At 35.7% G+C, this 23,528-nt stretch carries 27 protein-coding genes; 14 read left to right on the forward strand and 13 right to left on the reverse strand.

Translation table 11 applies throughout. The annotated features are described in order from the left end of the window. Window positions 1-111: 111 nt before the first annotated feature. From G3341_RS09100 to lpxL, 5 genes are all read left to right on the forward strand, one after another. Complete coding sequence (locus G3341_RS09100) at window positions 112-384, forward strand: hypothetical protein (protein WP_163861402.1); 273 nt, start codon at window positions 112-114, stop codon at window positions 382-384. A 256-nt stretch (window positions 385-640) separates the two neighbouring features. Then, entirely contained in the window at window positions 641-1,171 is a 531-nt protein-coding gene (locus G3341_RS09105; RefSeq protein ID WP_154622571.1) for a hypothetical protein, read from the forward strand. 119 nt (window positions 1,172-1,290) lie between these two features. After that, window positions 1,291-1,818 carry a hypothetical protein gene (locus tag G3341_RS09110; protein WP_154622570.1) on the forward strand — a complete coding sequence of 176 codons (528 nt, stop codon included), beginning with the start codon at window positions 1,291-1,293 and terminating at the stop codon, window positions 1,816-1,818. Between the two features lie 737 nt (window positions 1,819-2,555). Next, the gene (locus tag G3341_RS09115; protein ID WP_154622569.1) at window positions 2,556-3,020 is read left to right on the forward strand and encodes an Hsp20 family protein; all 465 of its coding nucleotides are present in this window, start codon (window positions 2,556-2,558) and stop codon (window positions 3,018-3,020) included. Between the two features lie 244 nt (window positions 3,021-3,264). Continuing rightward, complete coding sequence (lpxL, locus tag G3341_RS09120; RefSeq protein WP_154635547.1) at window positions 3,265-4,188, forward strand: LpxL/LpxP family Kdo(2)-lipid IV(A) lauroyl/palmitoleoyl acyltransferase; 924 nt, start codon at window positions 3,265-3,267, stop codon at window positions 4,186-4,188. A gap of 299 nt (window positions 4,189-4,487) precedes the next feature. On the opposite strand, the gene G3341_RS09125 is transcribed toward lpxL, so the two are convergent. Next, complete coding sequence (locus tag G3341_RS09125) at window positions 4,488-4,667, reverse strand: hypothetical protein (protein ID WP_154622787.1); 180 nt, start codon at window positions 4,665-4,667, stop codon at window positions 4,488-4,490. 638 nt (window positions 4,668-5,305) lie between these two features. Between G3341_RS09125 and G3341_RS09130 the strand changes: the two genes are divergently transcribed. Continuing rightward, window positions 5,306-5,695 (forward strand): nuclear transport factor 2 family protein, encoded by a 390-nt coding sequence (locus tag G3341_RS09130; RefSeq protein WP_163861405.1) that lies wholly within the window; start codon window positions 5,306-5,308, stop codon window positions 5,693-5,695. 69 nt (window positions 5,696-5,764) lie between these two features. Here the strand turns inward: G3341_RS09130 and G3341_RS09135 are convergent, their stop codons facing one another. Together G3341_RS09135 and G3341_RS09140 are read right to left on the reverse strand one after the other, a co-directional pair. After that, on the reverse strand, window positions 5,765-6,607 hold the full coding sequence (locus tag G3341_RS09135) for an MBL fold metallo-hydrolase (RefSeq protein ID WP_154622864.1): 843 nt from the start codon (window positions 6,605-6,607) through the stop codon (window positions 5,765-5,767). A gap of 160 nt (window positions 6,608-6,767) precedes the next feature. Beyond that, on the reverse strand, window positions 6,768-8,402 hold the full coding sequence (locus tag G3341_RS09140; protein ID WP_163861407.1) for a methyl-accepting chemotaxis protein: 1,635 nt from the start codon (window positions 8,400-8,402) through the stop codon (window positions 6,768-6,770). Window positions 8,403-8,776: 374 nt separating this feature from the next. On the opposite strand from G3341_RS09140, the gene G3341_RS09145 reads away from it, so the two are divergent. Together G3341_RS09145 and G3341_RS09150 are read left to right on the forward strand one after the other, a co-directional pair. Then, window positions 8,777-9,115: a GlpM family protein gene (locus tag G3341_RS09145; protein WP_154622866.1), complete on the forward strand. Its 339-nt coding sequence runs from the start codon at window positions 8,777-8,779 to the stop codon at window positions 9,113-9,115. Window positions 9,116-9,292: 177 nt separating this feature from the next. After that, on the forward strand, window positions 9,293-9,706 hold the full coding sequence (locus tag G3341_RS09150) for a hypothetical protein (RefSeq protein WP_244316500.1): 414 nt from the start codon (window positions 9,293-9,295) through the stop codon (window positions 9,704-9,706). A 7-nt stretch (window positions 9,707-9,713) separates the two neighbouring features. Here the strand turns inward: G3341_RS09150 and G3341_RS09155 are convergent, their stop codons facing one another. Continuing rightward, window positions 9,714-10,496 (reverse strand): class I SAM-dependent methyltransferase, encoded by a 783-nt coding sequence (locus G3341_RS09155; RefSeq protein ID WP_163861410.1) that lies wholly within the window; start codon window positions 10,494-10,496, stop codon window positions 9,714-9,716. A gap of 131 nt (window positions 10,497-10,627) precedes the next feature. Next, entirely contained in the window at window positions 10,628-11,116 is a 489-nt protein-coding gene (locus tag G3341_RS09160; protein WP_167520919.1) for an N-acetyltransferase, read from the reverse strand. A 161-nt stretch (window positions 11,117-11,277) separates the two neighbouring features. Between G3341_RS09160 and G3341_RS09165 the strand changes: the two genes are divergently transcribed. Next, the gene (locus G3341_RS09165; RefSeq protein ID WP_154622869.1) at window positions 11,278-11,622 is read left to right on the forward strand and encodes a DMT family protein; all 345 of its coding nucleotides are present in this window, start codon (window positions 11,278-11,280) and stop codon (window positions 11,620-11,622) included. 329 nt (window positions 11,623-11,951) lie between these two features. Here the strand turns inward: G3341_RS09165 and G3341_RS09170 are convergent, their stop codons facing one another. Continuing rightward, window positions 11,952-13,103, reverse strand: a complete 1,152-nt coding sequence (locus G3341_RS09170; RefSeq protein ID WP_163861413.1) for a pyridoxal phosphate-dependent aminotransferase — start codon at window positions 13,101-13,103, stop codon at window positions 11,952-11,954. Between the two features lie 271 nt (window positions 13,104-13,374). Between G3341_RS09170 and G3341_RS09175 the strand changes: the two genes are divergently transcribed. Beyond that, window positions 13,375-13,878: a DUF1543 domain-containing protein gene (locus G3341_RS09175; RefSeq protein WP_154623413.1), complete on the forward strand. Its 504-nt coding sequence runs from the start codon at window positions 13,375-13,377 to the stop codon at window positions 13,876-13,878. Between the two features lie 57 nt (window positions 13,879-13,935). Here the strand turns inward: G3341_RS09175 and G3341_RS09180 are convergent, their stop codons facing one another. After that, window positions 13,936-14,277, reverse strand: a complete 342-nt coding sequence (locus G3341_RS09180; protein WP_154623412.1) for a hypothetical protein — start codon at window positions 14,275-14,277, stop codon at window positions 13,936-13,938. A gap of 306 nt (window positions 14,278-14,583) precedes the next feature. Beyond that, window positions 14,584-14,805 carry a HEAT repeat domain-containing protein gene (locus tag G3341_RS09185; RefSeq protein ID WP_154635549.1) on the reverse strand — a complete coding sequence of 74 codons (222 nt, stop codon included), beginning with the start codon at window positions 14,803-14,805 and terminating at the stop codon, window positions 14,584-14,586. A gap of 329 nt (window positions 14,806-15,134) precedes the next feature. Between G3341_RS09185 and G3341_RS09190 the strand changes: the two genes are divergently transcribed. Next, the gene (locus tag G3341_RS09190) at window positions 15,135-15,509 is read left to right on the forward strand and encodes a hypothetical protein (protein WP_154622805.1); all 375 of its coding nucleotides are present in this window, start codon (window positions 15,135-15,137) and stop codon (window positions 15,507-15,509) included. 70 nt (window positions 15,510-15,579) lie between these two features. Here G3341_RS09190 and G3341_RS09195 read toward each other — a convergent pair whose 3' ends face one another. Both G3341_RS09195 and G3341_RS09200 read right to left on the reverse strand, forming a co-directional pair. Further along, on the reverse strand, window positions 15,580-15,954 hold the full coding sequence (locus tag G3341_RS09195) for a hypothetical protein (RefSeq protein WP_154622806.1): 375 nt from the start codon (window positions 15,952-15,954) through the stop codon (window positions 15,580-15,582). A gap of 370 nt (window positions 15,955-16,324) precedes the next feature. Continuing rightward, window positions 16,325-16,561: a DinI-like family protein gene (locus tag G3341_RS09200; protein WP_154622807.1), complete on the reverse strand. Its 237-nt coding sequence runs from the start codon at window positions 16,559-16,561 to the stop codon at window positions 16,325-16,327. A gap of 648 nt (window positions 16,562-17,209) precedes the next feature. On the opposite strand from G3341_RS09200, the gene G3341_RS09205 reads away from it, so the two are divergent. Together G3341_RS09205 and yddG are read left to right on the forward strand one after the other, a co-directional pair. Continuing rightward, the gene (locus G3341_RS09205) at window positions 17,210-18,667 is read left to right on the forward strand and encodes an alanine/glycine:cation symporter family protein (protein WP_163861416.1); all 1,458 of its coding nucleotides are present in this window, start codon (window positions 17,210-17,212) and stop codon (window positions 18,665-18,667) included. Between the two features lie 149 nt (window positions 18,668-18,816). Next, window positions 18,817-19,743, forward strand: a complete 927-nt coding sequence (gene yddG, locus G3341_RS09210; protein WP_163861419.1) for an aromatic amino acid DMT transporter YddG — start codon at window positions 18,817-18,819, stop codon at window positions 19,741-19,743. Window positions 19,744-19,772: 29 nt separating this feature from the next. On the opposite strand, the gene brnQ is transcribed toward yddG, so the two are convergent. The 3 genes from brnQ to G3341_RS09225 form a co-directional block, all read right to left on the reverse strand. Next, window positions 19,773-21,104: a branched-chain amino acid transport system II carrier protein gene (gene brnQ / locus G3341_RS09215; protein WP_154624066.1), complete on the reverse strand. Its 1,332-nt coding sequence runs from the start codon at window positions 21,102-21,104 to the stop codon at window positions 19,773-19,775. 214 nt (window positions 21,105-21,318) lie between these two features. Then, window positions 21,319-22,134 carry a sugar-phosphatase gene (gene yidA / locus G3341_RS09220; protein WP_154624065.1) on the reverse strand — a complete coding sequence of 272 codons (816 nt, stop codon included), beginning with the start codon at window positions 22,132-22,134 and terminating at the stop codon, window positions 21,319-21,321. A 252-nt stretch (window positions 22,135-22,386) separates the two neighbouring features. Further along, a complete protein-coding gene (locus G3341_RS09225; protein ID WP_154624064.1) occupies window positions 22,387-22,770 on the reverse strand; it encodes a helix-turn-helix domain-containing protein in 384 nt (127 codons plus the stop codon). 652 nt (window positions 22,771-23,422) lie between these two features. Here G3341_RS09225 and mgrB point away from each other — a divergent pair. After that, entirely contained in the window at window positions 23,423-23,500 is a 78-nt protein-coding gene (gene mgrB, locus G3341_RS20700) for a PhoP/PhoQ regulator MgrB (RefSeq protein WP_230085875.1), read from the forward strand. The last annotated feature ends 28 nt before the right edge of the window (window positions 23,501-23,528 follow it).

The raw sequence follows: 23,528 nt of genomic DNA on the forward strand, positions 1-23,528 counted from the left end.
CAGCTTAAATCTAATTCATACGAATTGACATATCAACGACTAGATGACTTGTATCCTACACAATAAAAGTACAAGTATTCAATTTCCCCTATTGATGAATATACTATTGATGTGCAAAACTTAGATAATAAATGGAGCAAATATAAACCTTATTTATTTAAATTAGCAGAGATAGTTAGAAGAGAACCATACTGTCAAGAAGTCACAATGGTTACTCTTGATACTACAAAAAGTACAATTGATAATCCTATTTTCTTTGCTCTATATAAGAGAGTGGAACATAAATACCTAAGAATGAGCTTAACTATCAATCAGATCGATGAACAATTCGCGTTAATTGAAGATTTAGATGAAAATTGGTGTAGCTTACATGCTAAAGCTTAATTAGTAACTCAGTCTCTTGAAAAGGACTTATGAACAAAAAGCACCTCACAATGTGGGGGGGGGTTATGACACTGTTCTTATCAATTGACCATGACATTCTATTTCTCGTATTGAGTATTGATAAGAAGTAGATGACAACGAATACCGTTGGCTTAGTTGTTTTATCAGTTATTTTGGTGATTTTTTATTGTCTGAAATCTGCAATTATCCTAGTATTTACGTACTTAACTTAACTTAAATATGAATATGGTGATGTATGAAAAAGGGAGTTGTAGCTGGTTTATTAACAATGGCTTGCTTTAATGGTTATACAGCGGAGCTAAATAATGAAACTAAAGCGCCATTCGGCTTGAAGTGGAAACAAAGCTTTGAAGACGTCAATAAAAATGAAGATATCGATTTAAGAAATTGCAAAAGTATGCGCGAATATAAGGCATGCGATATCGATTTGTATTTTTCAAATGATAAAGCGCCTTTCACTCCGTGGACTATGAATGCCATACTGTTATTTAAAGATAACGAGCTGATTTCAGTGACAAATGGGTATCATGTGAGTGAATCTAAAAAGAGTGATTGCGGTAGCATACCTGAAGAAATTAAGTACCTTTCGAGTCTGGGTGTTGACACGACACAATTAACGGAATTAACAAAATTATGCGCCACTTTCGAAAATAAGGGTATAAAGAAAACCATTAAAACACACTATGGTACTGTCGAGTTTGTCGTCATGAAAGTTCCTTTTGGTGAAGTCATTGGTATCACCACTTATAAATTGGATAATCAATAGAATTTGCACTTCCACTCAGTTAATATTCCGATGCTCACTCTTGAATTGAGGTTGTGGGACAGCGTTAGAAGCTGTATTTTGCTTTATTACTGATAAATCATAAATTACTTGTGAATATGATGAAAAAAGCTCTCTCTTCAATTGCTCTGCTATTTGTACTTCCTTGTATATTTAGTGTCAGTGTTGCTGATACTAATAACAAAATACAAAAAATTGAAAAACTTCCTCAACCATACTCCGAGAGTGACTTATATGGCTATTGGTTTGATGCTTATAACACTCCAGAAATAAAAATTCTTAAACTTATGATACTAGCTCCAGATGGAGTTGCGATAGACTCATTATTGATTCAAGCAGGGAATGATGTCGAAGAGGTAAAGCAGGAATCTAGATGGCGTTTTGACCCAAAATCCAGTGTGCTAACGCAAGAAGTCACCAGCATGACTTATACAATCAATGGGAAAGTAGAACCAAAAGATCTTGGTAAGATAGAACCGGTAAAAGTTTCAGTTGTTATTCAGAAGAGTGGTGATGATATTTATATGGGTACCGTTTCTAGTGATGGAACGTTAGAAATTTACCAAAAAATAACGAAAGCAATGAAAGATGAAATTCATAAAAAAGCACATGGAAATGTATACGAATAAAATTCAATATCACTTTGATATCTTTCCCAATAATCTGACCGCACCGTTGATTGAGGGAAGTTCGAATTTTGAGGCGTGTAGCTTTAAGTAATTTTATTCAGACTCTGTTATCGAACGCTTCAATGCCGACAAACGTAATAATCAAAAATTGCTGACTAAGGCAAGCTGTTCTGGGTGGATAAAACCCAATATTCTCTTGTTTACATTTTTGCAAATGTACTTCGCTATTCCTTTAACCTTGGGTCATTATCTTTTGTCCACACGCGCCCACACATGTCACATGACCAGTTATTTTTATTTTTGCGTATTCCATAAAAATGACAGAAAGGGCATGTTTTAGGAGTGTATGGGGTCGGTCTCTTTTTGATGGCTTCTTTCATTTGCTTATCCATTATGCTGCTATTTGAATATAAGTTATTTTAACGTAATTTAATGGCTAGCATGGGATTTCATCAAGGAAATCTGTCGGCATTATTATCACTAGACGCATGCAAACTAGCGCTGTTGGTATCATTTATATGTCTCCTGTTGTTAGCACCTTGAAAAATTTATAGTTTATCCCCATAGTTGATTGTACGTAGCATTGGGTGATGTTTGATTAGTTGATTGATAATCAAGGGGGTTAAAAGGAAATATAAAAATTATGTCTTGGGGACTTGAAAAACGATTATGAGTTCCTATTTATATCATGGGTAGGTAAGAGACCCTTAAGTTTAATTAATATTGGAGGAGGAATTATGGCTAACATTAGACCTTTTTCATTATTTCCAACACTTTCTGATAATATACTTTCCAATCGATTTGACCAAATAGACCGTTTATTTAGTCAACTGACAGGAAGTAAGCCTATTTCATCGCCTATACAAACTTATAACCTCAAACAGGTTGATGATAACCGCTATGAGCTGACGGTGAGTGTTCCTGGATATCAAGAAAGTGATTTAACGGTTTCATTAAAAGGTGGTCGCTTATTGGTAGAAGGGAAAAAAGAAGAAAAAATTCAGGAAGATAACGAAAAGTGGATCCATCGAGGTATATCTCAAGGACAATTTACCTTACAGTTTGACCTCGGTAAGAATGTCCAAATAGAGAAAGCGGACCTATCCAGTGGGCTGCTCACAATTAATATTGAATATGAATTGCCAGAGGAGGAAAAACCACAAATGATAGCGATAGAGAATAAAGATAAGCAATCATCATAATAGGTTACATCAATATATTAGGCTGCACATATTGTGCAGCCTTTTTTATTCTTAGTTGGCGTCAATTATTGATGACTTAAACAGAAATGCATTCCCTTTGCAAGAGGAGATAATATAATCTTTATTTATATAATCAAAATAATCGTTTTTTATAAATAATCATGTCATAATCTTTTTGAATTAAAATTAGTTGTTAATGTCTAATTTTGATTGCATACCGTAAAGATAAAATACAGAGAAACATATGTACGCTAAAAATCTATTCTCCCTAAAACTGCTCCATCCTAAATATATTATAACATGGTTGGGAATCATCCTATTGTTTTTATTAGTTCAATTACCTTACAAATGGCTTTTGTGGCTTGGTGCATTTCTGGGGGAAAACTCGAAGTATTTTATTAAAAGAAGAGTTTCAATTATAAAAAGAAACTTAGAGCTATGTTTTCCAAATAAAAATAGTAAAGAAATAAATGATCTCGTTCATGAAAACTTACGATCTTTAGGTATTGCATTATTTGAAACGGGAATTGCATGGTTTTGGAGTGATAAAAGAGTTAAAAAATTATTTCAGGTAAAAGGAATTGATAACTACCAAGAAGCCATTGCGAAAAATAAAGGTGTCATTATAGTTGGCGTTCACTTTATGTCGCTGGAGCTGGGGGGGCGGATAATGGGTCTCTGTTTTCCTGTGAACGCTATGTATCGGCCGCATAACAATAAAGCGATGGAATATATTCAAACTAAAGGTCGATGCAGATCAGGCAAAGGGATGATTGATCGTAAGAATTTAAAATTTATGGTCCAAGAATTGAAAAGTGGGAAAGCAATATGGTTCGCACCCGATCAAGATTTTGGTAAAAAAGGAACGGTATTCGTCCCCTTTTTCTCAGTTCAAAATACCTCAACCTCAAAAGGCACATCAACACTTGCGCAACTGTCTCATTCTCCAACACTTACGGTAACACTGCTACGGAATAAAAATGGTGTGAATTATGATTTAGTGTTAGGTAAGGAACTGATTGATTATCCAACTAATGACACATTACGTGATGCGGCAACGATTAACTCTGTATTAGAAAAAGAAATCATGAAAGCGCCAGAACAGTATTTATGGGCACATAGACGGTTTAAAACAAGGCCAGATGGGGAGCCTTCTCTTTATATGTAAAAGAGAGCATGATGTCTAAGGCGGATATCCACCTTTGACAGTGATGATTATGGTTAAGTTGTCTAGGCAGAGTTTGAAGGTGTTTTTATGGACAATGATGAATAATCATTAATTTTATTAATGGACATTATTTGTATGTTGGAAAATCCGTTTTGGTCATTAATTTAATCAATAAAAATCTAGCTAGTTTAATTGAAGTTTTGAGCATCTAGTCAGATGGTTACAAAGATTTCTTTATGAATAATGATGATAAAACCCTCATGTCGAGGGTTTTAATATTAAGTTAAGATAGTAATGCGTTATGGTCCTTCACCACCGGAATCAATACCACCTATTCCTGGCGTATAGTTGATACAAATTGCTTCGCCAGTGAGAGGGTCAATACTTGGATTTGGCGGACACCATGTTACCGTTTCAGTGGCATAAGCTGCGAAAGCTGATGAACAAAGAATAGTAAGTATAAGCAAGAAACTTTTCATGATAGTCTCCTCTGTTTGTGGGGGGTATGTAAATTTTATTATTAATAATATGCAGAGGATAAATCAGCTATTTTTTATTGTGATGAACATCAATTAAATTTAGTTTTATTTAATTGATTGATTTTAAATGGCAATTAAAAGCCAATCGATAATTAGAATGAATTTTAAGGCGACATGAATATAAAACAAATGGCAGATTTTATTTGAAATTAAAAATGAGAATAAGATTTTTTTAATAATAAGATAGTTGAAATAAAAAGAGGTATATAGCTTTAGGCTAAAGGCTTATTCTTCTGAGAGGCTATCTTGATAGGTGAATTCACTTAAAAAATTTCATGTGGCCTTAATAACCAACGGTATGATATGTGACAACAATTGGATTTAACATGATGACTCATATGTATTAAGGTTAATAAATTCTATTTTTATCAGAGGATTAAAATAGTCAAGCTTATAGTATTGAATACAAAAAGCAGTGCTATTGTTATATGCCCATAAAATCCTATTTGTTGGCTTTTGTTCGCGTTTTTTACCTATAATTAATTTTTTCATGGCATTTGTTGAAGAATAGACTTGAAAAGAATGTGCAATGACAAAATATGTATTGAATAATGTTTTTAAATAGATGGAAATTAAATATGAATAATATGAATTTTGTTCAACAGGCTCTTACAAGCGTACTTGGCAAAGAAATTGGCTCAGTTGCGGTTATTGAACAATATTTTTCACCGAATTACATCCAAATTGTTGATGGTAAGCAAATAGATTATGATGAATTTGTTGCTCATCTCAAAGTACTAAAAGAAGCCACCAATAGTATTACTATCACGATCAAATCTATTGCTGAAGGGCAGAACTGTGTTCATACTCAGCATATTGCACATGCAGAGAAAAAAAATGGAGAGGTGAGTGAATTTGAAGTGTTCGCTTGTTTCCATTTATCAGACGGGAAAATTATTCGTTGTGAAGAACTCACGAGAATGATTTCTGGCGCAAAAAGCGATAGTGATCTTGGTTCAAGAGTATAGTTATTATTGAGGAATACAACAAAATTATCGAGTGATGGTGAAGAGTAGGCACCATCACTCTGCGGGTGATTATGAAGGATAGTTTAATACTAACCCGACACCAACCTCTTGAATTTTAGTATATTTTGAAAGATGAATTTTAGCTGCTAAATCAGTGCAATGACAAGGATGTATCTGTTTAGCATCAAGTTGGCTAAAATAGTCACCAGTTTGGTTTAAGACTTCATCAGAAGCTTGTTGTAAATGGAACCCACCGATAACAGTGACTATTTTATCCATTTTGGTAACTTTTTTCGCATATTCAACGATATTACAAATACCTGCATGCGAGCAGCCTGTAATAACGATTAGGCCTTCAGACGTTTTAATCGCTAATGCACTGTCATCCCATACATAATCATCAATAGGCTGATTGTTATTATCAACTGTCGTACCAATAGGTTCTTTTCCTTCAAAAGTATTAGTTCTGGGAATTTGTCCTAAGAATATAACATTATCAGTCAGATAAAATGGCTTAACGGTTTCATGGTTTTCAAAATAAGCCGTTAATACAGCTTTAGGAATATTAGCGCCGATAACTTTATCACCAAAACGTTTGGGAAGAAGGGCATCTGGATGATAGATCAGACGTATTTTTTTGGGGAAAAGGCTGTTACGACGGTCATAGTGTTGTATTAAATGATTTAGCCCCCAAGTATGGTCATTATGTCCATGTGATAAGGCTAAGTCAGTGATATTTGCTAGGTCTATGCCCATTGTGTGTGCATTATCGATAAATATGTCTGAATAGCCAGTATCAAAAAGAATTTGATGTCCATCAGCATCAATATGATAGCAAACTCCGGGTTCACCACAAAAATAGCTATCAATAAGGGTATTATTATCAACAAGAACGGATATTTTTATTGTCATGTTAACTCATTATATATTTGGTTAATCTCTTATTAGCAACATCGTTATATCAGAATAAAGCCAAAAAATAACTTATTAAAAATGCTTTCTATGTGCAAGAAAATTACGAAGGTAGTGACTAATAAGCCACTACCCAGTTAAAAAATTAAATATTTTGAGTTCAAGTATTCTGTGTTTCTAATGTGTTAGAAGTCGCATCAAGGTGAAATATATCCATAATTTCTTTTAGTAATTCAGATTGTTTTTTTAAAGATTGTAGAGAACTCTGTAATTCCTTAGTCATTGTTGCATTAGCTTGGGTTGTATTGTCCAGCTCATTAATGGCAAGATGAATTTGTCCAACGCCGTGGGTTTGTTCAGTGGATGCATGAGAAATACTTTGGATCATATCATTAATATTGGATGTACTTTTCGCAATGGAAACAATATTGTCATTAGCATCCGCGGCAAGTTGAAAGCAATGATGAATTTTCTCATTCGAATTATCGATCAGCGTTTTAATCTCTTTAGAAGCTTGGTTACAGCTCATGGAAAGCTCGCGCACTTCATTAGCGACGACGGCAAAGCCTTTACCATGCTCACCTACACGCGCGGCTTCTACAGCGGCATTTAAAGCCAGCAAGTTAGTTTGAAAGGCAATATTATCAATTGTAGAGGTAATTTTGCTAATTTCTTTCGAAAAATCGACGATATCATCCATATTTTCAACTACATCAGAAATAAGCTCATTGCTTTTGTCAATCGTTATGCTGGTTTTCTCCATTAATTGGCATGATTCATGAGTATGGGCGCTATTAAGTTTAAAAGAGGAATCGAGTTCTTCTATACTTGCCGCAGTTTCAACTATTGCAGCTGCTTGCTGATCTGCTCTAATAGAAAGATCTTGATTCATTTGTGTAATTTCATTTAGTTCGTTTTTTATACTATGCGCGTTTGAATGGATATTCTTGACAATATCGATCAGTTTTTTTTGCATGTTAGAAACATGTGATTTAAGTAACTTTATTTCAGCAAGGCCAGTGTGATCAAAATTGTGGTAAAGAATGCCTTGGCTGACTTTTTCGATGCCGTCAATGACTTGGTTTAGAGGACGAATAAATAGATATTGAAGAATGAAGCGAATTAATAATGTGACTAGCGTTAGAATCACAATGACCGTAATGATACCTATAATGCTTTTTCGGTATAGCTGTTCACTCGCAACGGATATTTCATGATAGCTTTGATTGAGATTTTGGTGATAATAATTGAGGTTTTGTTCAAATGCATCTTGAAACTTTTGTGTCGGTTGATTCAAAAAATCATACGTTTTGCCTTGTACTAAAAAACTGGACAACTCTATTAGCGCGGTTCTTAGTTCAATATAACTTTTATCTAACTCATTAAATATTAACTCATTTTTATTTTGTGATAAGCTGGCGAATTCTAGCCATTGCTGTTCTGTATCCTCAATTTTTTCATGAAATTGTTTGACTAAACTATCAACGTCAGTATTTGCTGTTTGCATTTTATTAATAACTAATAAATGTCTTGAACTTGCTCTATTTATAGTATTTCTCGCTTGTAAAAGAGATTGCCATGTCTTATTTAACGCGGATTGCTCTTGATAAATGTTGTCCAGTTTATCGACGGTTATTTGGTAGTTTTTTAGATAGCTAAAAAATAACCAACAAGAAGAAAGCAATAATACAATCAGTAATCCTGATAACAGCCAAATGAGTGTAGTTGTTTTAAGACCTGAAAACGAAAATCGGAAATTAGGTAATTTAGTTTTTTTTGCAATAGCAGACATCATTGATTATTTCCTTACATACTGTCGGTAACATGCTTGAGCATGTACAAATAAACTACTTGATAGATATAAAGTGATGACCAAATAGATATAAACAATCTGGCAATACCTTATGGCAGTCGTACAGAAGTCAGGCGTAGGCACTAATCAAAGATATCGGCAAAAACAGTGTATACTTTATATTCAAAAGGAAAATAATTTAAATATATACAGAAGCTAACTTAATGTTATTAAAAATAACTTATTGTTTTAAAATTGTATTGCCCCATGTTCCTCAGGTAAACTTAACGTGACTCGATGCGGTATAAAATCGCTGAGTATTTTTGCTTGTTCAGCGATAATGACGTTCAATAATTGAATAACATGAAGAGGTCATAATGTTTTCATTATTTATAAAGTGCTCGTTAGGTGCGCTTGCAGTTTTAATTATTGCTTTATTATCAAAAAGTAAGCTGTTTTATATTGCTGGTTTGGTTCCTTTATTTCCAACTTTTGCATTAATTGCACACATCATAGTGATTCAAGAGCAGGGAGCGTTAGCTTTACGTAAAACCGCACTATTTGGCTTGTGGTCATTAATCCCTTATATGTTGTATTTATTAACAGTTTATTTGTTAGCGATGAAGACTTCAGCGTGGGTTTGCTTAGGCGTTGCAACCCTCAATTGGATTTTAGCCGCAGCCATATTGATCTATCTTTGGCAAATATATCAATAACTTTGCAAGCAATATAAGTTAATCTCTTATACAATAAGCAACAAAAGCAGATGATATAGGATTAAATTATTTTTTTAAGGTGATTATTTTTCTGTCGCAATTTGTTACAATTTACTATAATAAATCAGTTTACATTTCATAAAAATCACTGTGAGAAATATGTTATTAAGAAGCCTAGTGCTATTGCTTATTGTGGGTGGTGCCTATATTGCCGGTATTATGACTGATATCGCTCAGGTATCAGAATTCGACACTAAGAAAAAAATTGAAAATTCAGTGGAAGATTTTCTTGCTTATCCAACTGCGGCCCAATATAGAAACGTTAATTATCATATGCTGAACAAAACGGCAGATGGTGAAGAGACGGGGTATTATTGTGGGGAAGTCTTCGGGTTTAAGAATGAACTCCCTTACGGTTTCAAGCGCTTTATTGTTAGGTATCATAAAAATGCGGTAGGCAAGACAATGGTATCCATTCCCTTTGTTGAAGAAATAGATGACATTATTCCAAAAGAACAGTTTGAATTAGTGTGGGCGAGATATTGTCAAGATAACAATCAGGCTGATCTAACAGAAAATCAACCTGAATAATTTCAAATTAGGCGACTTTAATGGCGAATGTTGCTAAGAAAGTCGGTAGATAATTATCGATGACAAATCGTGGATTAGGTTGCCAGTCTTCTAAAAAACCTGCGATATTAAAACCAGCATTTATTTGCCCACCAATTAGATCAGTTAATGAATGACCAAAGACAAAAGCTTCCTCATTGTGTTGTTTCAAGCTAATTTGCTCTTCCGTAAGTACTTCTATTTCAGAAAAAGGCAGTTTATAAATAGGTTTAATCAATTGTTGTTCACGTAGCAGTGGATCACGATCACCAATAAACACAACAGGATTAAAAAAACTGGATAGCAATCTTCCCTGTGGTTTTAAGACTCGCTGACACTCTTGCCATACAGGATTGACATCTGGAATATAGAGATTTGAGATAGGGTGAAAAATAAGGTCAAAACTGTTATCCGTAAATAGATGTAGGTCACGCATATCTCCTTGGACAGTTTCTAATTTTAGGTTATCTCTAATCGCAACTTGCCTATCTTGCTCTAATTGTTTGTCGGAAAGATCAAATACGGTCACATCCGCGCCAGCAGCGGCTAAAATAGGCGCTTGTTGCCCCCCAGCAGAAGCGAGACACAGGATCCGTTTACCTTTAATATCACCTAACCATGCTTTAGGTAGGGGAGAAGGGGTTAAATGAATTTGCCAATCGCCTTGTTTTGCTTTGGCTACCGTTTGTGAGTCAACAGGAATAGACCAAGGCTGCTGTTGCTGCGCTTGCTTATCCCACGCTTTTCGGTTGGAAGTTAAAAAATCAGTCATAAAAGAGTACTCCATAATACACATTTTTCTAATGTAACCGATAATGACGGAAATAAAAACAAAAAATGTACTATTTAGTACATAAAATAACAGAAAAAGATCAGCATGGCCTATTTATAAGTATCGAGCCATTAATGAGTGACAAGATAATAATCTACATTATTAAAAGTAAACTGAGCCACTTCCTGCATACCTATTTTTTGATGAGCAATTAAAGAGCGTTGATTACTGGCATTAATAAAGGCAATAGGATTTCCTGCATGCTTGGCACGAAGCGCATCAAAAAGTGCTTGGAGAATACCCTTTCCACGATAGGTCTTATCAATACATACAGGACCGTAAAACCAATTATTTTCCATTAACTCACTAAATTGTTGTGTAATATATTTAGCAAGAGGCAGCAGAGTGTCCGCATATGGGCTAAAACTGAATACAACACCAACGATGAAATTCTTATCATAAGCGACTATCGTATGGGTTGAGTGAGTAAACATCATCTTAACTTTACTTAATGGGTAATCCCCTAATAGTCCACCGCCTTGAGATTCTGAATTAGCTTGTAATAATTGAGCAACATTTTCACAATCGGTTATCTGCATTAAACGATATTGAATAGGCATGTTTTCTCCAAAGACGATTTGAATAATGATTAATATAGCAGGAGTTATCGAAATAAGATGATTGAAATGGCTTTTTTATGATGATGTGAAAATCGATTGTTATAGATTTTATTGTTATTCTCAGCATAATGTCATCATTATTTACTACCCGTTATTTTAAAATGCTTGCTAAATCTTATCCTATTTTATTGCTCATTATTTCGAATGTTTTTATGATGTTTGCGTGGTATGGACACCTAAAGTTTACCGATAAACCATTGTATAGCATTATTTTTTTTAGTTGGCTAATCGCACTTGTCGAATATTGCTTCGCTGTGCCTGCTAACCGCCTTGGGCACCAGTATTACAGTGCTGCGGAACTGAAAACAATGCAAGAGGTGATAACACTCTGTGTGTTTGTGATTTTTTCAGTTCTCTATTTAGGCGAAAGTATCACAATTAACCATATTATTGGTTTTCTTCTGATTTTTGCTGGCGCATTCTTTATTTTTAAAGGTCCATTCTGACGTCTTGCTTAATAAGCGCTCTGTGTCATGAGAAATGTGCGATATTGGCTAACAAGTTAAGCTTGAGTATTATGTTGAATAACATGAAGGAAAGAGGGATGGCGTTGCAAGAGAGAAGTGTTATACCTTGCTGACCATTACAGGAACAAAATAAAGATAAGCGTTGCTGTATAACGTTGAATGACGGATTGACTGAGTTGACTCTGGGCTGAGTGTTAGAAAAGTCTGGGTTTGAGTATGGGCTAATGGGATGTGAAATGAGTTTGTTGTTCTGTGATGTATTTCATTAATCCCCCCATACACCTAGTATGCGGGGGAAGCAATTTAAACTATACCCAACCTTTTTCGCGGAACTGTTTTAATATAATAACAAATTGTTCCATTTCTTCAGGTGTACCTAATGTTAAACGACTCCATCCTAATGCTGGTGGAAATTCTCGGCCTACCATCACATGGGCATCTGCCATTCTTTGCTGATAAGTTTTTACATCACCTTTTACTTTATGGAAAAGAAAATTAGCTTGAGATGGCGCATAGGTAATTCCTAATTCATTTAATGCAGTCTCAACAATTTTTCTGGATAAATTATTTGATTTCAGACTATATGCAATAAATGGCTTATCTTTCAATGAAGCTAGTGCGGCAACTGCCCCTGCTGTATTTGTATTATCTATAGACAAAAATGCATCAATGGCTGCAATGACTTCTGGGTTAGCGATTCCGTAGCCGACTCGAAGTCCCGCTATAGCAAAAATTTTAGAAAATGTACGTGTCACGATAAGGTTTTTGTGACCTTGTTTAACCAGTTCAATTGCAGTGGTAAATTTAGGATCTTCCACATACTCAGCATAGGCTTCATCTAGGATAAAAAATTGTTTTTCTGAAGCATGACTAATCCATTTTGCTAATTCACTGGCAGGGGTGATCATTGCTGTTGGGTTATTTGGATTACAGATGTAGATAATAGACAATCCATCAAACTCATTTGCTAGCTGTTCCATCTTTTGCAGGTCAAAAGTCAGGTCTTCTTTTAACGGCACTTTAGTAATTTTTCCACCGAGTGGGATGCTGTATAGCTCAGCATAGTTAAAGGTTGGATCCGGTGTAACAAGTTGAAAGTTGATATTTTGTTTTTGTGCTTGTGCTGCCAGCATAGCGATGGCGGCTTGAATTGTTTCTGAAGAACCGTTCCCAAGAGAAACATGTTTATCAGATAAAGCGTACTGTTGCCCAATAGCGGTAATCAATTCCGCGCGAGCGCTATCTGGATAGCGAAAAGAGTTCGGTAAAGCGGCCACAACGGCATCTTTCGCTTTCGGGGACATGCCTAACGAGTTCTCGTTAAAATTGAGCAGTAAAGGGTGTTGAGCATCAAGTACAAGAGGGCTTTTAGTTTCAGCGATTGCTTGATTTAATAAAGTTGTGCTAGCCAATCCGCCCATGATAATTGAGCTTGTTTTTAGAAAAGAACGACGATCCATGGTGTTTCCTTACAATAGAAATAGTACAAACTGGATTAGTTATAATTGTTAATTGTTTACTTGTAAATAATTATTTAAAAAAAATGCGTTTTTATTCATTTCTATGCATGAAAATAGATGTGTGGATACGGGGTGGATATATAACGATATGATAAATATGAAAAATTATTCATTACTGTTTTTATCAAAATACTGGGCTTTTTTACTTTGAATTTATATCGATGTGTAATAGATTACATATCGATATTGGAAGATAAAGTCGGAATACAAAATGAAGTTATTTATGTTTTATATTGGTGGAAATGCAGGTAAATCAAATATTGAAGTGCATGATGTGCAATTTGTTGTCGCTCAACAAGCAACAGATGCATGGCCAGCATTAAGGGAAGCGTGGTTCGGTGATAAGGATAAAGTCCACATTGATGGCTATGCAATTATTGATTGGGTGGATGGCTATAGAATTGAGTTAAGTCGCGAACCTTCTGTAAGTTCACAGCGGTTGTATTTTGTTAATGTTGGAGGATATCAATCATCTACTTTAGCGGAACTCCATGAGTTTGATTTGTTTGTTGCAGAATCAGCAAGCGCTGCAAAGCAAAAAGCGATTCATTCACTTTTAGTTAATTGTCAGCAGCAGCATAAAGATAATTTAAAGGATGTTGATGATTGTCTATTGCTCAATCAGGTGGGTGAGTATTACATACATTTAGTTGAGCAACCAAACGGTGAACATTTTAAACCTGAATGGCAAGGTTATCAGCCAATAGGGATTTAAATTTTTAGTTACTGTCATTTTGTCACTGAACAGGGCAGTCTTGCTGCCCTGATTGAATTATGGATTTTGAGAAGAGTCGTTATTTAAAACTTCGATAACGGAAACACGAATAAGGTATTGCTTACCATTTTCTCCTTTAGGCGTATCTTCCGCAATTTTTTTCAGTGTTTCAGAGGGTTGCGCTGTTTGAATTGAGGTTGAGTACTGCATCATGCCATTATGTCGCCCTGAATGAGTATAGTGACGAGGACCATCACAAGGACGATTATTATATTGTTGTTGATTGTGATAACTGCCTCTATGCCAAGTGCCATCACAATAATTATTGTTATATGCAAAAGTTGTAAAACTTACGGCAAATAGGCTTGCTGAAATTAAAAGAGGTTTAAGATAATTCATAATTATACTCCTATTGGGTATCTATTAATGATTATTGTGGCTCTTTTATTTATTATTTCAATCATATTTACCTAAATGGAGGTATAAATCATAATTTCATCAAAATCCCTCTTATTTTATTCACAATGAAAAGAAACTGTTTCAGTTTTTAAAATAAAGTGATTAAGGTGTATTTTTTATTATAAAAAATACAGTTTGTTAATTTAGAAATTTATTTTTTGATATCAATCTTAGGTCGTAGCGATAGTATATAATATAAATAAACCCAATGTTTTCCTTTAAAATCAATGGTTTTTGTTTTTTTTGCTATAAGTCAGTGAAAAACTTGGCGAGTTTACTCAATGAACTAATAGAGGCTATGGCGATATCTTTATTATAGTCATCACATAGAACTAGTAATCTATTAATAGCTTCTTGTTGTTCAATTGAGCATTTATAATCACCTAATGCATTGATAGCCGCGATTTTAACATCATTATTTGAGCCATAGGTGAGGTCAACTAAGTTTTTCACTATTTTTTCTTTCATTTGGTTTATGTTGGTTAAATGAGAATTGTTTCTGGATTATAATGTTGAGAGTGAAAATTGAAAATGTTTTTTTTATTAATATATAATGAAAATTAATAAAAAAAGAATATTAAAGTTTATTTTTTATTTTTATATAAATATCTTTTCAAATAATTTATTTTAACTATATATCTATCATAAAGATAACCAAAATAAAGGTCTGTTATCCCATTGAGGGATAGAATGGAACCAAATTTAATGAAGCGTAAATTTGACTCATTTTGTTCACTTTCCCCCATTTAATACAGTTATAATTAGAGATAAAAGTAAACGCAAAGAAGGGTTATCTGTTGAAACGTGTAAAAACCAAACTGTTTATTGTGATCTTGATTATTATTGCTGGCTTTATATATCAATATGTTACATCAATAAATGATGCAGATATTCAAAAAATGGCTCAGCAACTTGTTGAACAAAAGTTGCCTTCACAACAGAAAGTGACCTTCAAGGATGTTAAGGTGGTGAAGCGGAATCACTATAAAGAGGGGGAAGGCGTTCGCGTGTGTGGTATGTATCAACTGAATGATAACAGTTCAGCTTTACCTTTTGTTGCGAATATTGATGTGCGTGATGGGAAATTTTCTGGATACAATCAATTATTATTGAGTGATACTGAAGCAAACCAAGCAGCAATAACCGGTATCTGCCAAGAGAAACAACAGTAAATCAGAAAGCGTCGATAAAATGCGCTCAATATTATCTGAACAAATATTGAGCGCATTTTTATATTGATGATTATTTGGCTTTGTTTAGAAGCAATTCAGTTTGGATCTTACACGCTGAAATAGAGTCATTTAGCGATGCGGTAAATTCATCTTGGTTTTTAAATTGACTTTTATTATCACGGACTGCTTTGATTGCGACATCTAAGTTTTTTTGCAAATCAGCTTCGTTAGTCTCTAATTTGGCAAGATCAACATTTTTGCTCTTTAATTGGCTAAGTGTATTTATTGCTAATTCATTGCTGCTTTTATCTGAACGATAAGCATCGTTAAGCGCTTGGCCAGTGATATCACAGTAGTCATTGGCAATTTGGCTAATGTTAAGTGGTTCATTAGCACCCATAGCAATGACAGGGGCAAAGCATACAGCAAGTAAAAGACGTTTCATGGCAGTACCTCTAGTTTTACACTAAATGAGATTTAACTTTATAGGGTAACGAACTGAAACTATAGCAGAATAGGCTGAAAAGGTCTTAGTTTACGTATCTTTTCGCATTTTGAAACAAAAAAGAGCCAGTAAAAATACTGGCTGCCATAATGAGCAAAAGCAATGTAAATGAAAATTACGTTATATAATCTATCATATAACGGTGGAAAGAAAAGGCGTTTCGATTTTTAAGCAGGTTAGATTGCTACAAACATGATCTTGATCAGAATTAAAAATGAGAGGAATAATCAAATAGAATGGATATTGTTCACCGGCCTTCAAATGTCGTGAACGTTTAAATTAAAGGCCGGTAAGCATGAGTCAAAAATAATTATTTTGACCAATGGCCATGATGAAGAACATCTTCAACCAGTTCATGGAGAACAATATGTGCTTCTTTATCATCATGAAAACCTGAAGTGTCGAATGTTGTCGCACCACTGTCATGAACAATATATAGGTCACTACCTGGGTAGACTTCTAACACTCTAGCGCGTAATTCAGCGGTAAAGGCATCATAGAGGTTTTTAGATACTGCATCATCAGAGATTTTAATGGTGATTTTCATTTTTTAACCTTCAATAGGGTTACGATTTAGCTGTAAAGTTTATTGTGTTGCACTAATAGAAGCAATGGCTATTTATCATTGTCTTTTTTCGATTATTTTCGGATAGGTTCAGGCGCGTATTTTATCAACACTCTCCCATGAGTGTTCGCGTTCATACCAAATAACAAATGATTGAATAAAAAATTAGCATTATTGATAAATAGATTTATTGGCCTTATTAGCTGAATAACTATATTCAGGAATATAGTAAGTTCATTTTATTACAGCCATTAATATGAGAATATGATTATTATATATGCAAATAAGATAAGGTGTTGGCAGAATAAAAAAATCAATTGATTAACTTTTCTATGATTGGTTGGGTTGCTTTGTAATCTATTGATAAATATTAATAATAATTGTGGTTAACCCAAGGATGTTAAGCGTGGCGATAATAAAATTTGATCTAACATATTCTCAATACAGAAAATGTTTTACAGAAAAGATAAAAAAATATAGTTTTATGATCCTTTGTTCTGTATTTAATTAGGGGCGCTATAAAAAGTGAGTTTATATCGTGAACTTTGTATGCCTGAGAGATGGGATATCAAAAGGCTATCATTATATAAACAATAATCTTTATTTATATATTCATATAAGGAGAATAGTTTGGTAGAAATTGTAAATTATCTAAATAACATTGTTTGGGGCTCTCTCCTCATCTATTTATTACTTGGTGTGGGTATTTACTTTACTCTTCGAACAGGATTCATCCAGTTTCGCCATTTTGGTCATATGTTCGGTGTTTTAAAAAATAGCAACCAGTCCAGTAAAGCGGGGATATCTTCTTTTCAAGCCTTGTGTACCAGCTTAGCCGCAAGAGTGGGAACCGGAAATTTAACGGGGGTCGCTATTGCGATAACGGTGGGTGGTCCAGGTGCTATTTTTTGGATGTGGGTTGTGGCGATGCTAGGAATGGCAACTTCCTTTATTGAATCTACACTTGCACAATTGTATAAAACGAAAGATGACCAAGGAAATTATCGCGGTGGCCCTGCTTATTATATGCAAAAAGGGTTAAATCTTCGCTGGATGGGCGTTCTCTTTTCTATTTTTTTAATTATTGCATTTGGGTTGGTATTCAATGCCGTTCAGGCGAACTCTATCGCACAAGCAACGGCTGTAGCATTTGATTTTAACCCTCTATATGTTGGTATAGTCCTTGTCGTGATGAGTGGTGTTGTCATATTTGGCGGATTAAAATCAATTGCAAAGGTTGCTGAGTTTATTGTTCCGATTATGGCGTTAGCGTATTTGATACTTGCATTTTGGGTTCTCGGTCATCATATAGAGCGGCTACCAGATGTCATCATGCTAATTATCCGTAATGCTTTTGGATTACAAGAAGCTGCTGGAGGAGCAATTGGTTATGGCGTAGGTCAAGCTATGACACAGGGGATTCAGCGCGGTTTATTCTCGAATGAAGCCGGAATGGGATCAGCGCCGAATGCTGCCGCTTCAGCAGCACCATATCCACCGCATCCCGCATCACAAGGTTATGTGCAGATGCTTGGTGTTTTTATGGATACAATCGTGATTTGTAGCGCGACAGCCATCATCATTCTCTCTTCTGGTGTTCTTGACAATCCAGTTGAAAAGATTAATGGGATTGAGTTAACTCAGCTTGCCTTATCGTCAGTTGTGGGGAGTTGGGGGTCGACATTTATTGCAATTGCTATCTTCTTTTTTGCATTCACCTCTATTATTGCCAATTATGCTTATGCAGAAAGCAATATGATATTTTTAGAAAATAATCACACGACCAGCTTATTTATTTTGCGTTTGGCAGCATTAGCGATGGTGATGTTTGGGACGTTAGCGGAAATGCCGCTTATTTGGAAAATGGCTGACTTATCGATGGGGGTGATGGCAATAACTAATTTAATTGCAATTTTACTGTTATCAGGAATAGCCTTTAAGTTGGCTAAGGATTACGATCGACAAAGAAAAGCGGGGGGAATACCGACATTCGATATTGACCAGCATCCAGAATTAAAGTCCCAAGTTGAACAAGGTATTTGGGAAAAAGAACAAGTGCAACAGTGGGTTGATAAACAATCAGTCTAATCATTACACAATAAGAGTCATGTTTTTAACACTGGCTCTTATTGTGTTTTCTATTATATAAACAGTATTAATAATACTTGCTTTCTAATTGTTTGAGCTTTAAGGTTTTTCTTATAGGTGAACAAGGCAATTATCCAACCGAGAAAACAATGAATTTAAAGCGGTATGCAGCAACATTTTATGGTGTGGTCTCGATTTTACTGTGGAGCACAATCGTAGGGTTAGTACGCAGTGCGAGTGAAAATTTTGGTGCTGTTGGCGGGGCTGCATTAATTTACAGCTTAGGAACAGTGATTTTGGTTTTATTCATGGGGTTGCCCAAAATTCACCTTTATCCTAAACGCTATTTAATTTGGGGCACGTTGTTATTCGTCAGTTATGAAATCTGTTTTGTGCTTGCATTAGGGTTAGCGCGAGACCGCCAACAAGCGATAGAACTCGGTATGGTGAATTATTTATGGCCAAGTTTTACAATTGCGTTAGCTGTCTTTTTTAATCGGCAACGATTTACCTTGCTTCTTGGTATTGGGCTGTGCTTAGCGTTTGCAGGTTTAATTTGGGTTATTTCCGGTGATCAACCTATTTCTATTGAAGCTATAGCGAATAATATTTCAAGCAACCCTGTCAGTTATCTTTTAGCTTTTGTTGGGGCGATTCTTTGGGCGTTTTACAGTAATGTGACGAAGCGTATTTCAGGTGGGCACAACGGAATGGTGCTGTTTTTTCTATTGACAGCCGTGGGATTATGGATACTGTTTGCATTTGAACCAGATAAACATTTTCATATTTCGTTATCAAGTATTTTATTACTCGTGATTGCATCATTAGCGACAGGTGGAGCAAATGCTTTATGGACGTTAGCCGTGATTAGAGGCAACGTGGCTTTTTTAGGAACGCTATCTTACTTCACCCCAGTAATATCAACCGCTTTTTCGTCGATGCTATTAAGTACAACATTGACTTTAGGTTTTTGGCAAGGTGTCGTAATGGTAACACTCGGGTCAATAATTTGTTTTTTAGCGACTCGGCGTGTTTCTCTTGTCAAAGTTTCAGTGAAAAGCGCCCAACAAAAATAGAGGGCGCTATAGAAAGGTGAACGGATTAATTAAGCAAGTTCATCATTGAGTTGCGCAGGTTTACCTGAAAACATTTTTCCGATAAATAAAGAAATAATGAAAGCAATGATCCCCGGTATTAGCCAGCCCATACCTTGTTCAAACAGCGGTAAATGACTCACTAAAAATTGTTTAACGCCTTCGCTGAGTAATGCCATATTGTTGAGCGTATCTAACAAGCTCATGAAGACAATAACGGCAATTGTGATGCCATAAGATACTCTTGGTGCCGCCATATAACGTCGAGCAAATTGCAAGAACACAATCGTCACTGACGACGGGTAAATCATCAGTAGAGCAGGGATAGTGACTCTTAACAGCGTATCCAAGCCAAAGGTTGAAACAATGGTCGTGAGTAGTGTGAAAAAGACGACCCAAAAGCGATAGCCTAAACGATGATGGAAGGTCGCAAAATAGTCCGCACATGCGCTAGTAACACCAACCAGTGTTGTCATACTGGCTAATAAAACAATGCCACACATAATCCATGTGCCAATTGAACCAAACAGTGCATCAACGTAGCGTGAGAAGATTTGCCCACCATTTGTCGCGGTATTCGCGACAACTTCACTGGTCGCACCAAGATAGAATAAACAAATGTAGAGAGCCGCCAGTAAGCTCACGGAAATTAAACCGGCTTTAATGGTGATAAAAGCAACTTGGCGAGGTTCAGTGATTTTTTTCGAGGCTAATGCGCGAGCTACGATCCCACCAAATGCCATTGCGGACAATACATCCATAGTTTGGTAGCCATCAATAACACCGCCAAAGAAGGCGTAATCCGCATATTGCTTCACGGGGGCATTAATTGGAGACAGCGGCTCCACAACGACAGCGATACCCACAACCACTAAGAGAACAAGCAAAGCCGGTGTCATGAATTTGCCAATAGCGCTGATCATCGTACCTTGCTTAAGCATGAAAAACAGCGAACAAACGTTGAAAATCAAAGCAAAGGTCAAATGAGATGCTGTACTTTTTTCAACAAATCCTAAAGGGATAAAGCCCATTTCAAATGCCGTATTTGTTACCCTAGGCATGGCAAAAGTGGAGCCAACAATTAAGTACAGAGCAACCCAAAAAATAACAGCGACCCATTTGGGTAAATCAACGGACAGTCTTTCTCCTCTGCCTTTAACGGCGACAGTGACCAGTGTCATGAAAGGCAGAATAACACCTGTGATAATAAAACCGAGCGAGGTACTAAACCAATCGGTACCGGACTGATAGCCTGCCATTGGAGGAAAAATGATGTTGCCAGCGCCTAAAAACAGCGCGAAGACCATCATCCCAAGAATTACCATATCTTTAGTTGAAAACATTTTACTACCTGTTTGTAATGTTTATTTTGCAATGAATATTTTAGTATTACAGTATTTTTAAGGGGGCAGATAGTATCAAATTTAGAGAAGTAAGTAAGGTTTTGCTGTTGAATTATATTTTTAACAGCAGCGAAATTAAGAGGGTGATACGTAAATGAATGGTATTATTTTGTGGTATATCTTCATTTGGCAGTGAAATTCACTGCCAAACAGATTATTGGTGGTTGATAAATTTATTTAGTGCAACAGCAACACCATCTTCATTATTGGTTGTTGTAACAAATTTTGCGATGTTTCGAACATTATCAATCGCATTTCCCATCGCGACAGGTACTTTGGCATATTGTAGCATTTGCACATCGTTATTTTGATCACCAATACTCATGACTTTATCGGGTGTGATGCCGAGTTTCTCACAAATCAATTGTAATGCCGCGCCTTTACTGGCTGTTTTGTTCGAGATTTCTAAAAAGTAAGGGCTTGTATGCATTAAAGAGTAACTTTCAAAAGCGTCTTCAGGAATATAACCGATACCGACACTGAGCTTTTCAGGCTGGTCGACCATCATGAACTTTGTAAATTTCAGGTCAGTGTCCATTTCATTTGCAGGGCAATATACAAGAGGTGTATTGGTCAGATAGGCATCGTGGACCGTGTAATGGCTGATATGACGATTCGCTGTAAACATGGTGTTTTGTGCAAGCGCATGCATATGTACACCCACATCGTTAGCAAGGGAGACAAAATATTGGTAATCAGCGAAATCCAGTAAGTTTTCAATTAAATGAGTACCATCATTGGCTTGATGAATGACACTCCCATTATTACTAATACAGTAATCAGATGCGTTATCTAGCCCGAGCTCTTTAAGGTAAGGGGATATCCCAGAAAATGGTCGCCCAGATGCGAGTACAACACGAACACCTTTATTTTTAGCCTGAATGACGGCATCTTTGACAGCGGGTGTAATTTGGTGCTGAGAGTTGAGTAAAGTACCATCTAAATCAATCGCTACCAGTTTGATAGACATCAACGCCTCCGATTAATGATATTTAATTGAAATACCTTACTCTATTTACAAAAAATGTAAATTAGCTAAAAAAGAGTGGTGACGATAAATGTGTAAGATGGCTTTGCATATTGAATGCGTTATCCCAAGGACTTGCCTCGTCGCTATGGGATAGTTCGGGTGCGCTGATAATATAAAATTACTAAAGTGACAATGGCTTATGGCATTGAATGCGTGAAGAGACGTGATAGTTTCAATGCCAATAAGGCATCTTCACTCACGGTGGTTCGCTAAATGTAATGGTTCTTTGACGTCTAAATCAATATCAACATTTTGCCTAAAATCAAATGGCGTGATGCCATATTCTTTACGGAACATGTAGGTGAAATGCGACTGTGAACCAAACCCAAAGTCTAGTGCAATATCGAAAATAGACTGATCGCTGTTTCTCAACAGGTTTACCGCGCCAGCAAGTCGGCGTTGGCGAATATACTTACCCAATGAAATTCCAGTGACTTCTTTAAAAATTTTCTGCATATGCCAAAGCGAATAGCCTGAGTAGGCAGCAAGCTCTTCTAAATGGATAACACGGCCTAAATGTTCTTCAATCCATTTGCTTAGGGCATAAACAAGTGCTAAGTGGTTGTCTTGTGGCATCTCGATTTAATTACTGAGGTCGTTGACCTTTTGGCGTTAAATTTTGTTCGAAGTACAGTTGTTCTGTCGAATTGAGTTAATTAAAGCATTATTCCTCAATTATGTAATAAAGAACAATAGTAAAACATGTATACCCGAACTCCGTAGGGGTCATTCGTGACCAATCTAGCACGGTATGACGAACCCGTATAAAACTATTTGTCTATCATTATTGATGAAGCGGCGAGCAGAATATTTATCAATATGATTGAAAAATAAACATTAACTTCTGATAGCCCTTAATAAAGCAGCTGAAGTATACACAACTTCATTTGTTTATGACAAAGGCTGGTTGTGCGGAATTGCCATTGAATTGATGAAAAAAAAGTCAATCAAACTGGGTTTTTAACGATTAGTTGGAAAATTGAGCATAAATACAAAAATGGATGGAAATTGCTTATTTTCCTCAAACTTTACTTGAATGACTGATGTAACATTTTATGTTAACCATCATCGACAGATAGCCATATCACCTTACTCGAGAGTGAATTAATTATAACACCATGAAAAGTAATATGTATTACGCCGTTTTTAAGGGAGATCATAGTTGAAATACAAATTGGTGATCGGTATTTGCATCGTGATAACCTGCATTTTCTTATATCTTTTAGCGATGGATAGCCTTTGCGACCAAGGCGGCGAAAACTTTATATATGGTATCTGCGGAGTCACTGACTGGTTACCGTTTTGAATTTATTCTTTTATGCGTCATAATGTGC

Origin of the sequence: Providencia vermicola (assembly GCF_010748935.1) — a bacterium.
Lineage (GTDB): Bacteria > Pseudomonadota > Gammaproteobacteria > Enterobacterales > Enterobacteriaceae > Providencia > Providencia zhejiangensis.

Excerpts from the sequence above, each read along its gene's own strand:
- yddG (WP_163861419.1), top strand. The coding sequence starts at position 18,817 with ATGAATTTAAAGCGGTATGCAGCAACATTTTATGGTGTGGTCTCGATT.
- yidA (WP_154624065.1), bottom strand. The coding sequence starts at position 22,134 with ATGTCTATCAAACTGGTAGCGATTGATTTAGATGGTACTTTACTCAAC.
- G3341_RS09140 (WP_163861407.1), bottom strand. The coding sequence starts at position 8,402 with ATGATGTCTGCTATTGCAAAAAAAACTAAATTACCTAATTTCCGATTT.
- G3341_RS09130 (WP_163861405.1), top strand. The coding sequence starts at position 5,306 with ATGAATAATATGAATTTTGTTCAACAGGCTCTTACAAGCGTACTTGGC.
- G3341_RS09180 (WP_154623412.1), bottom strand. The coding sequence starts at position 14,277 with ATGAATTATCTTAAACCTCTTTTAATTTCAGCAAGCCTATTTGCCGTA.
- G3341_RS09155 (WP_163861410.1), bottom strand. The coding sequence starts at position 10,496 with ATGACTGATTTTTTAACTTCCAACCGAAAAGCGTGGGATAAGCAAGCG.
- G3341_RS09185 (WP_154635549.1), bottom strand. The coding sequence starts at position 14,805 with ATGAAAGAAAAAATAGTGAAAAACTTAGTTGACCTCACCTATGGCTCA.
- G3341_RS09160 (WP_167520919.1), bottom strand. The coding sequence starts at position 11,116 with ATGCCTATTCAATATCGTTTAATGCAGATAACCGATTGTGAAAATGTT.
- G3341_RS09165 (WP_154622869.1), top strand. The coding sequence starts at position 11,278 with ATGCTTGCTAAATCTTATCCTATTTTATTGCTCATTATTTCGAATGTT.
- G3341_RS09175 (WP_154623413.1), top strand. The coding sequence starts at position 13,375 with ATGAAGTTATTTATGTTTTATATTGGTGGAAATGCAGGTAAATCAAAT.
- lpxL (WP_154635547.1), top strand. The coding sequence starts at position 3,265 with ATGTACGCTAAAAATCTATTCTCCCTAAAACTGCTCCATCCTAAATAT.
- G3341_RS09125 (WP_154622787.1), bottom strand. The coding sequence starts at position 4,667 with ATGAAAAGTTTCTTGCTTATACTTACTATTCTTTGTTCATCAGCTTTC.
- G3341_RS09115 (WP_154622569.1), top strand. The coding sequence starts at position 2,556 with ATGGCTAACATTAGACCTTTTTCATTATTTCCAACACTTTCTGATAAT.
- G3341_RS09145 (WP_154622866.1), top strand. The coding sequence starts at position 8,777 with ATGTTTTCATTATTTATAAAGTGCTCGTTAGGTGCGCTTGCAGTTTTA.
- G3341_RS09200 (WP_154622807.1), bottom strand. The coding sequence starts at position 16,561 with ATGAAAATCACCATTAAAATCTCTGATGATGCAGTATCTAAAAACCTC.
- mgrB (WP_230085875.1), top strand. The coding sequence starts at position 23,423 with ATGGATAGCCTTTGCGACCAAGGCGGCGAAAACTTTATATATGGTATC.
- G3341_RS09135 (WP_154622864.1), bottom strand. The coding sequence starts at position 6,607 with ATGACAATAAAAATATCCGTTCTTGTTGATAATAATACCCTTATTGAT.
- brnQ (WP_154624066.1), bottom strand. The coding sequence starts at position 21,104 with ATGTTTTCAACTAAAGATATGGTAATTCTTGGGATGATGGTCTTCGCG.
- G3341_RS09105 (WP_154622571.1), top strand. The coding sequence starts at position 641 with ATGAAAAAGGGAGTTGTAGCTGGTTTATTAACAATGGCTTGCTTTAAT.
- G3341_RS09110 (WP_154622570.1), top strand. The coding sequence starts at position 1,291 with ATGAAAAAAGCTCTCTCTTCAATTGCTCTGCTATTTGTACTTCCTTGT.
- G3341_RS09195 (WP_154622806.1), bottom strand. The coding sequence starts at position 15,954 with ATGAAACGTCTTTTACTTGCTGTATGCTTTGCCCCTGTCATTGCTATG.
- G3341_RS09225 (WP_154624064.1), bottom strand. The coding sequence starts at position 22,770 with ATGCCACAAGACAACCACTTAGCACTTGTTTATGCCCTAAGCAAATGG.
- G3341_RS09170 (WP_163861413.1), bottom strand. The coding sequence starts at position 13,103 with ATGGATCGTCGTTCTTTTCTAAAAACAAGCTCAATTATCATGGGCGGA.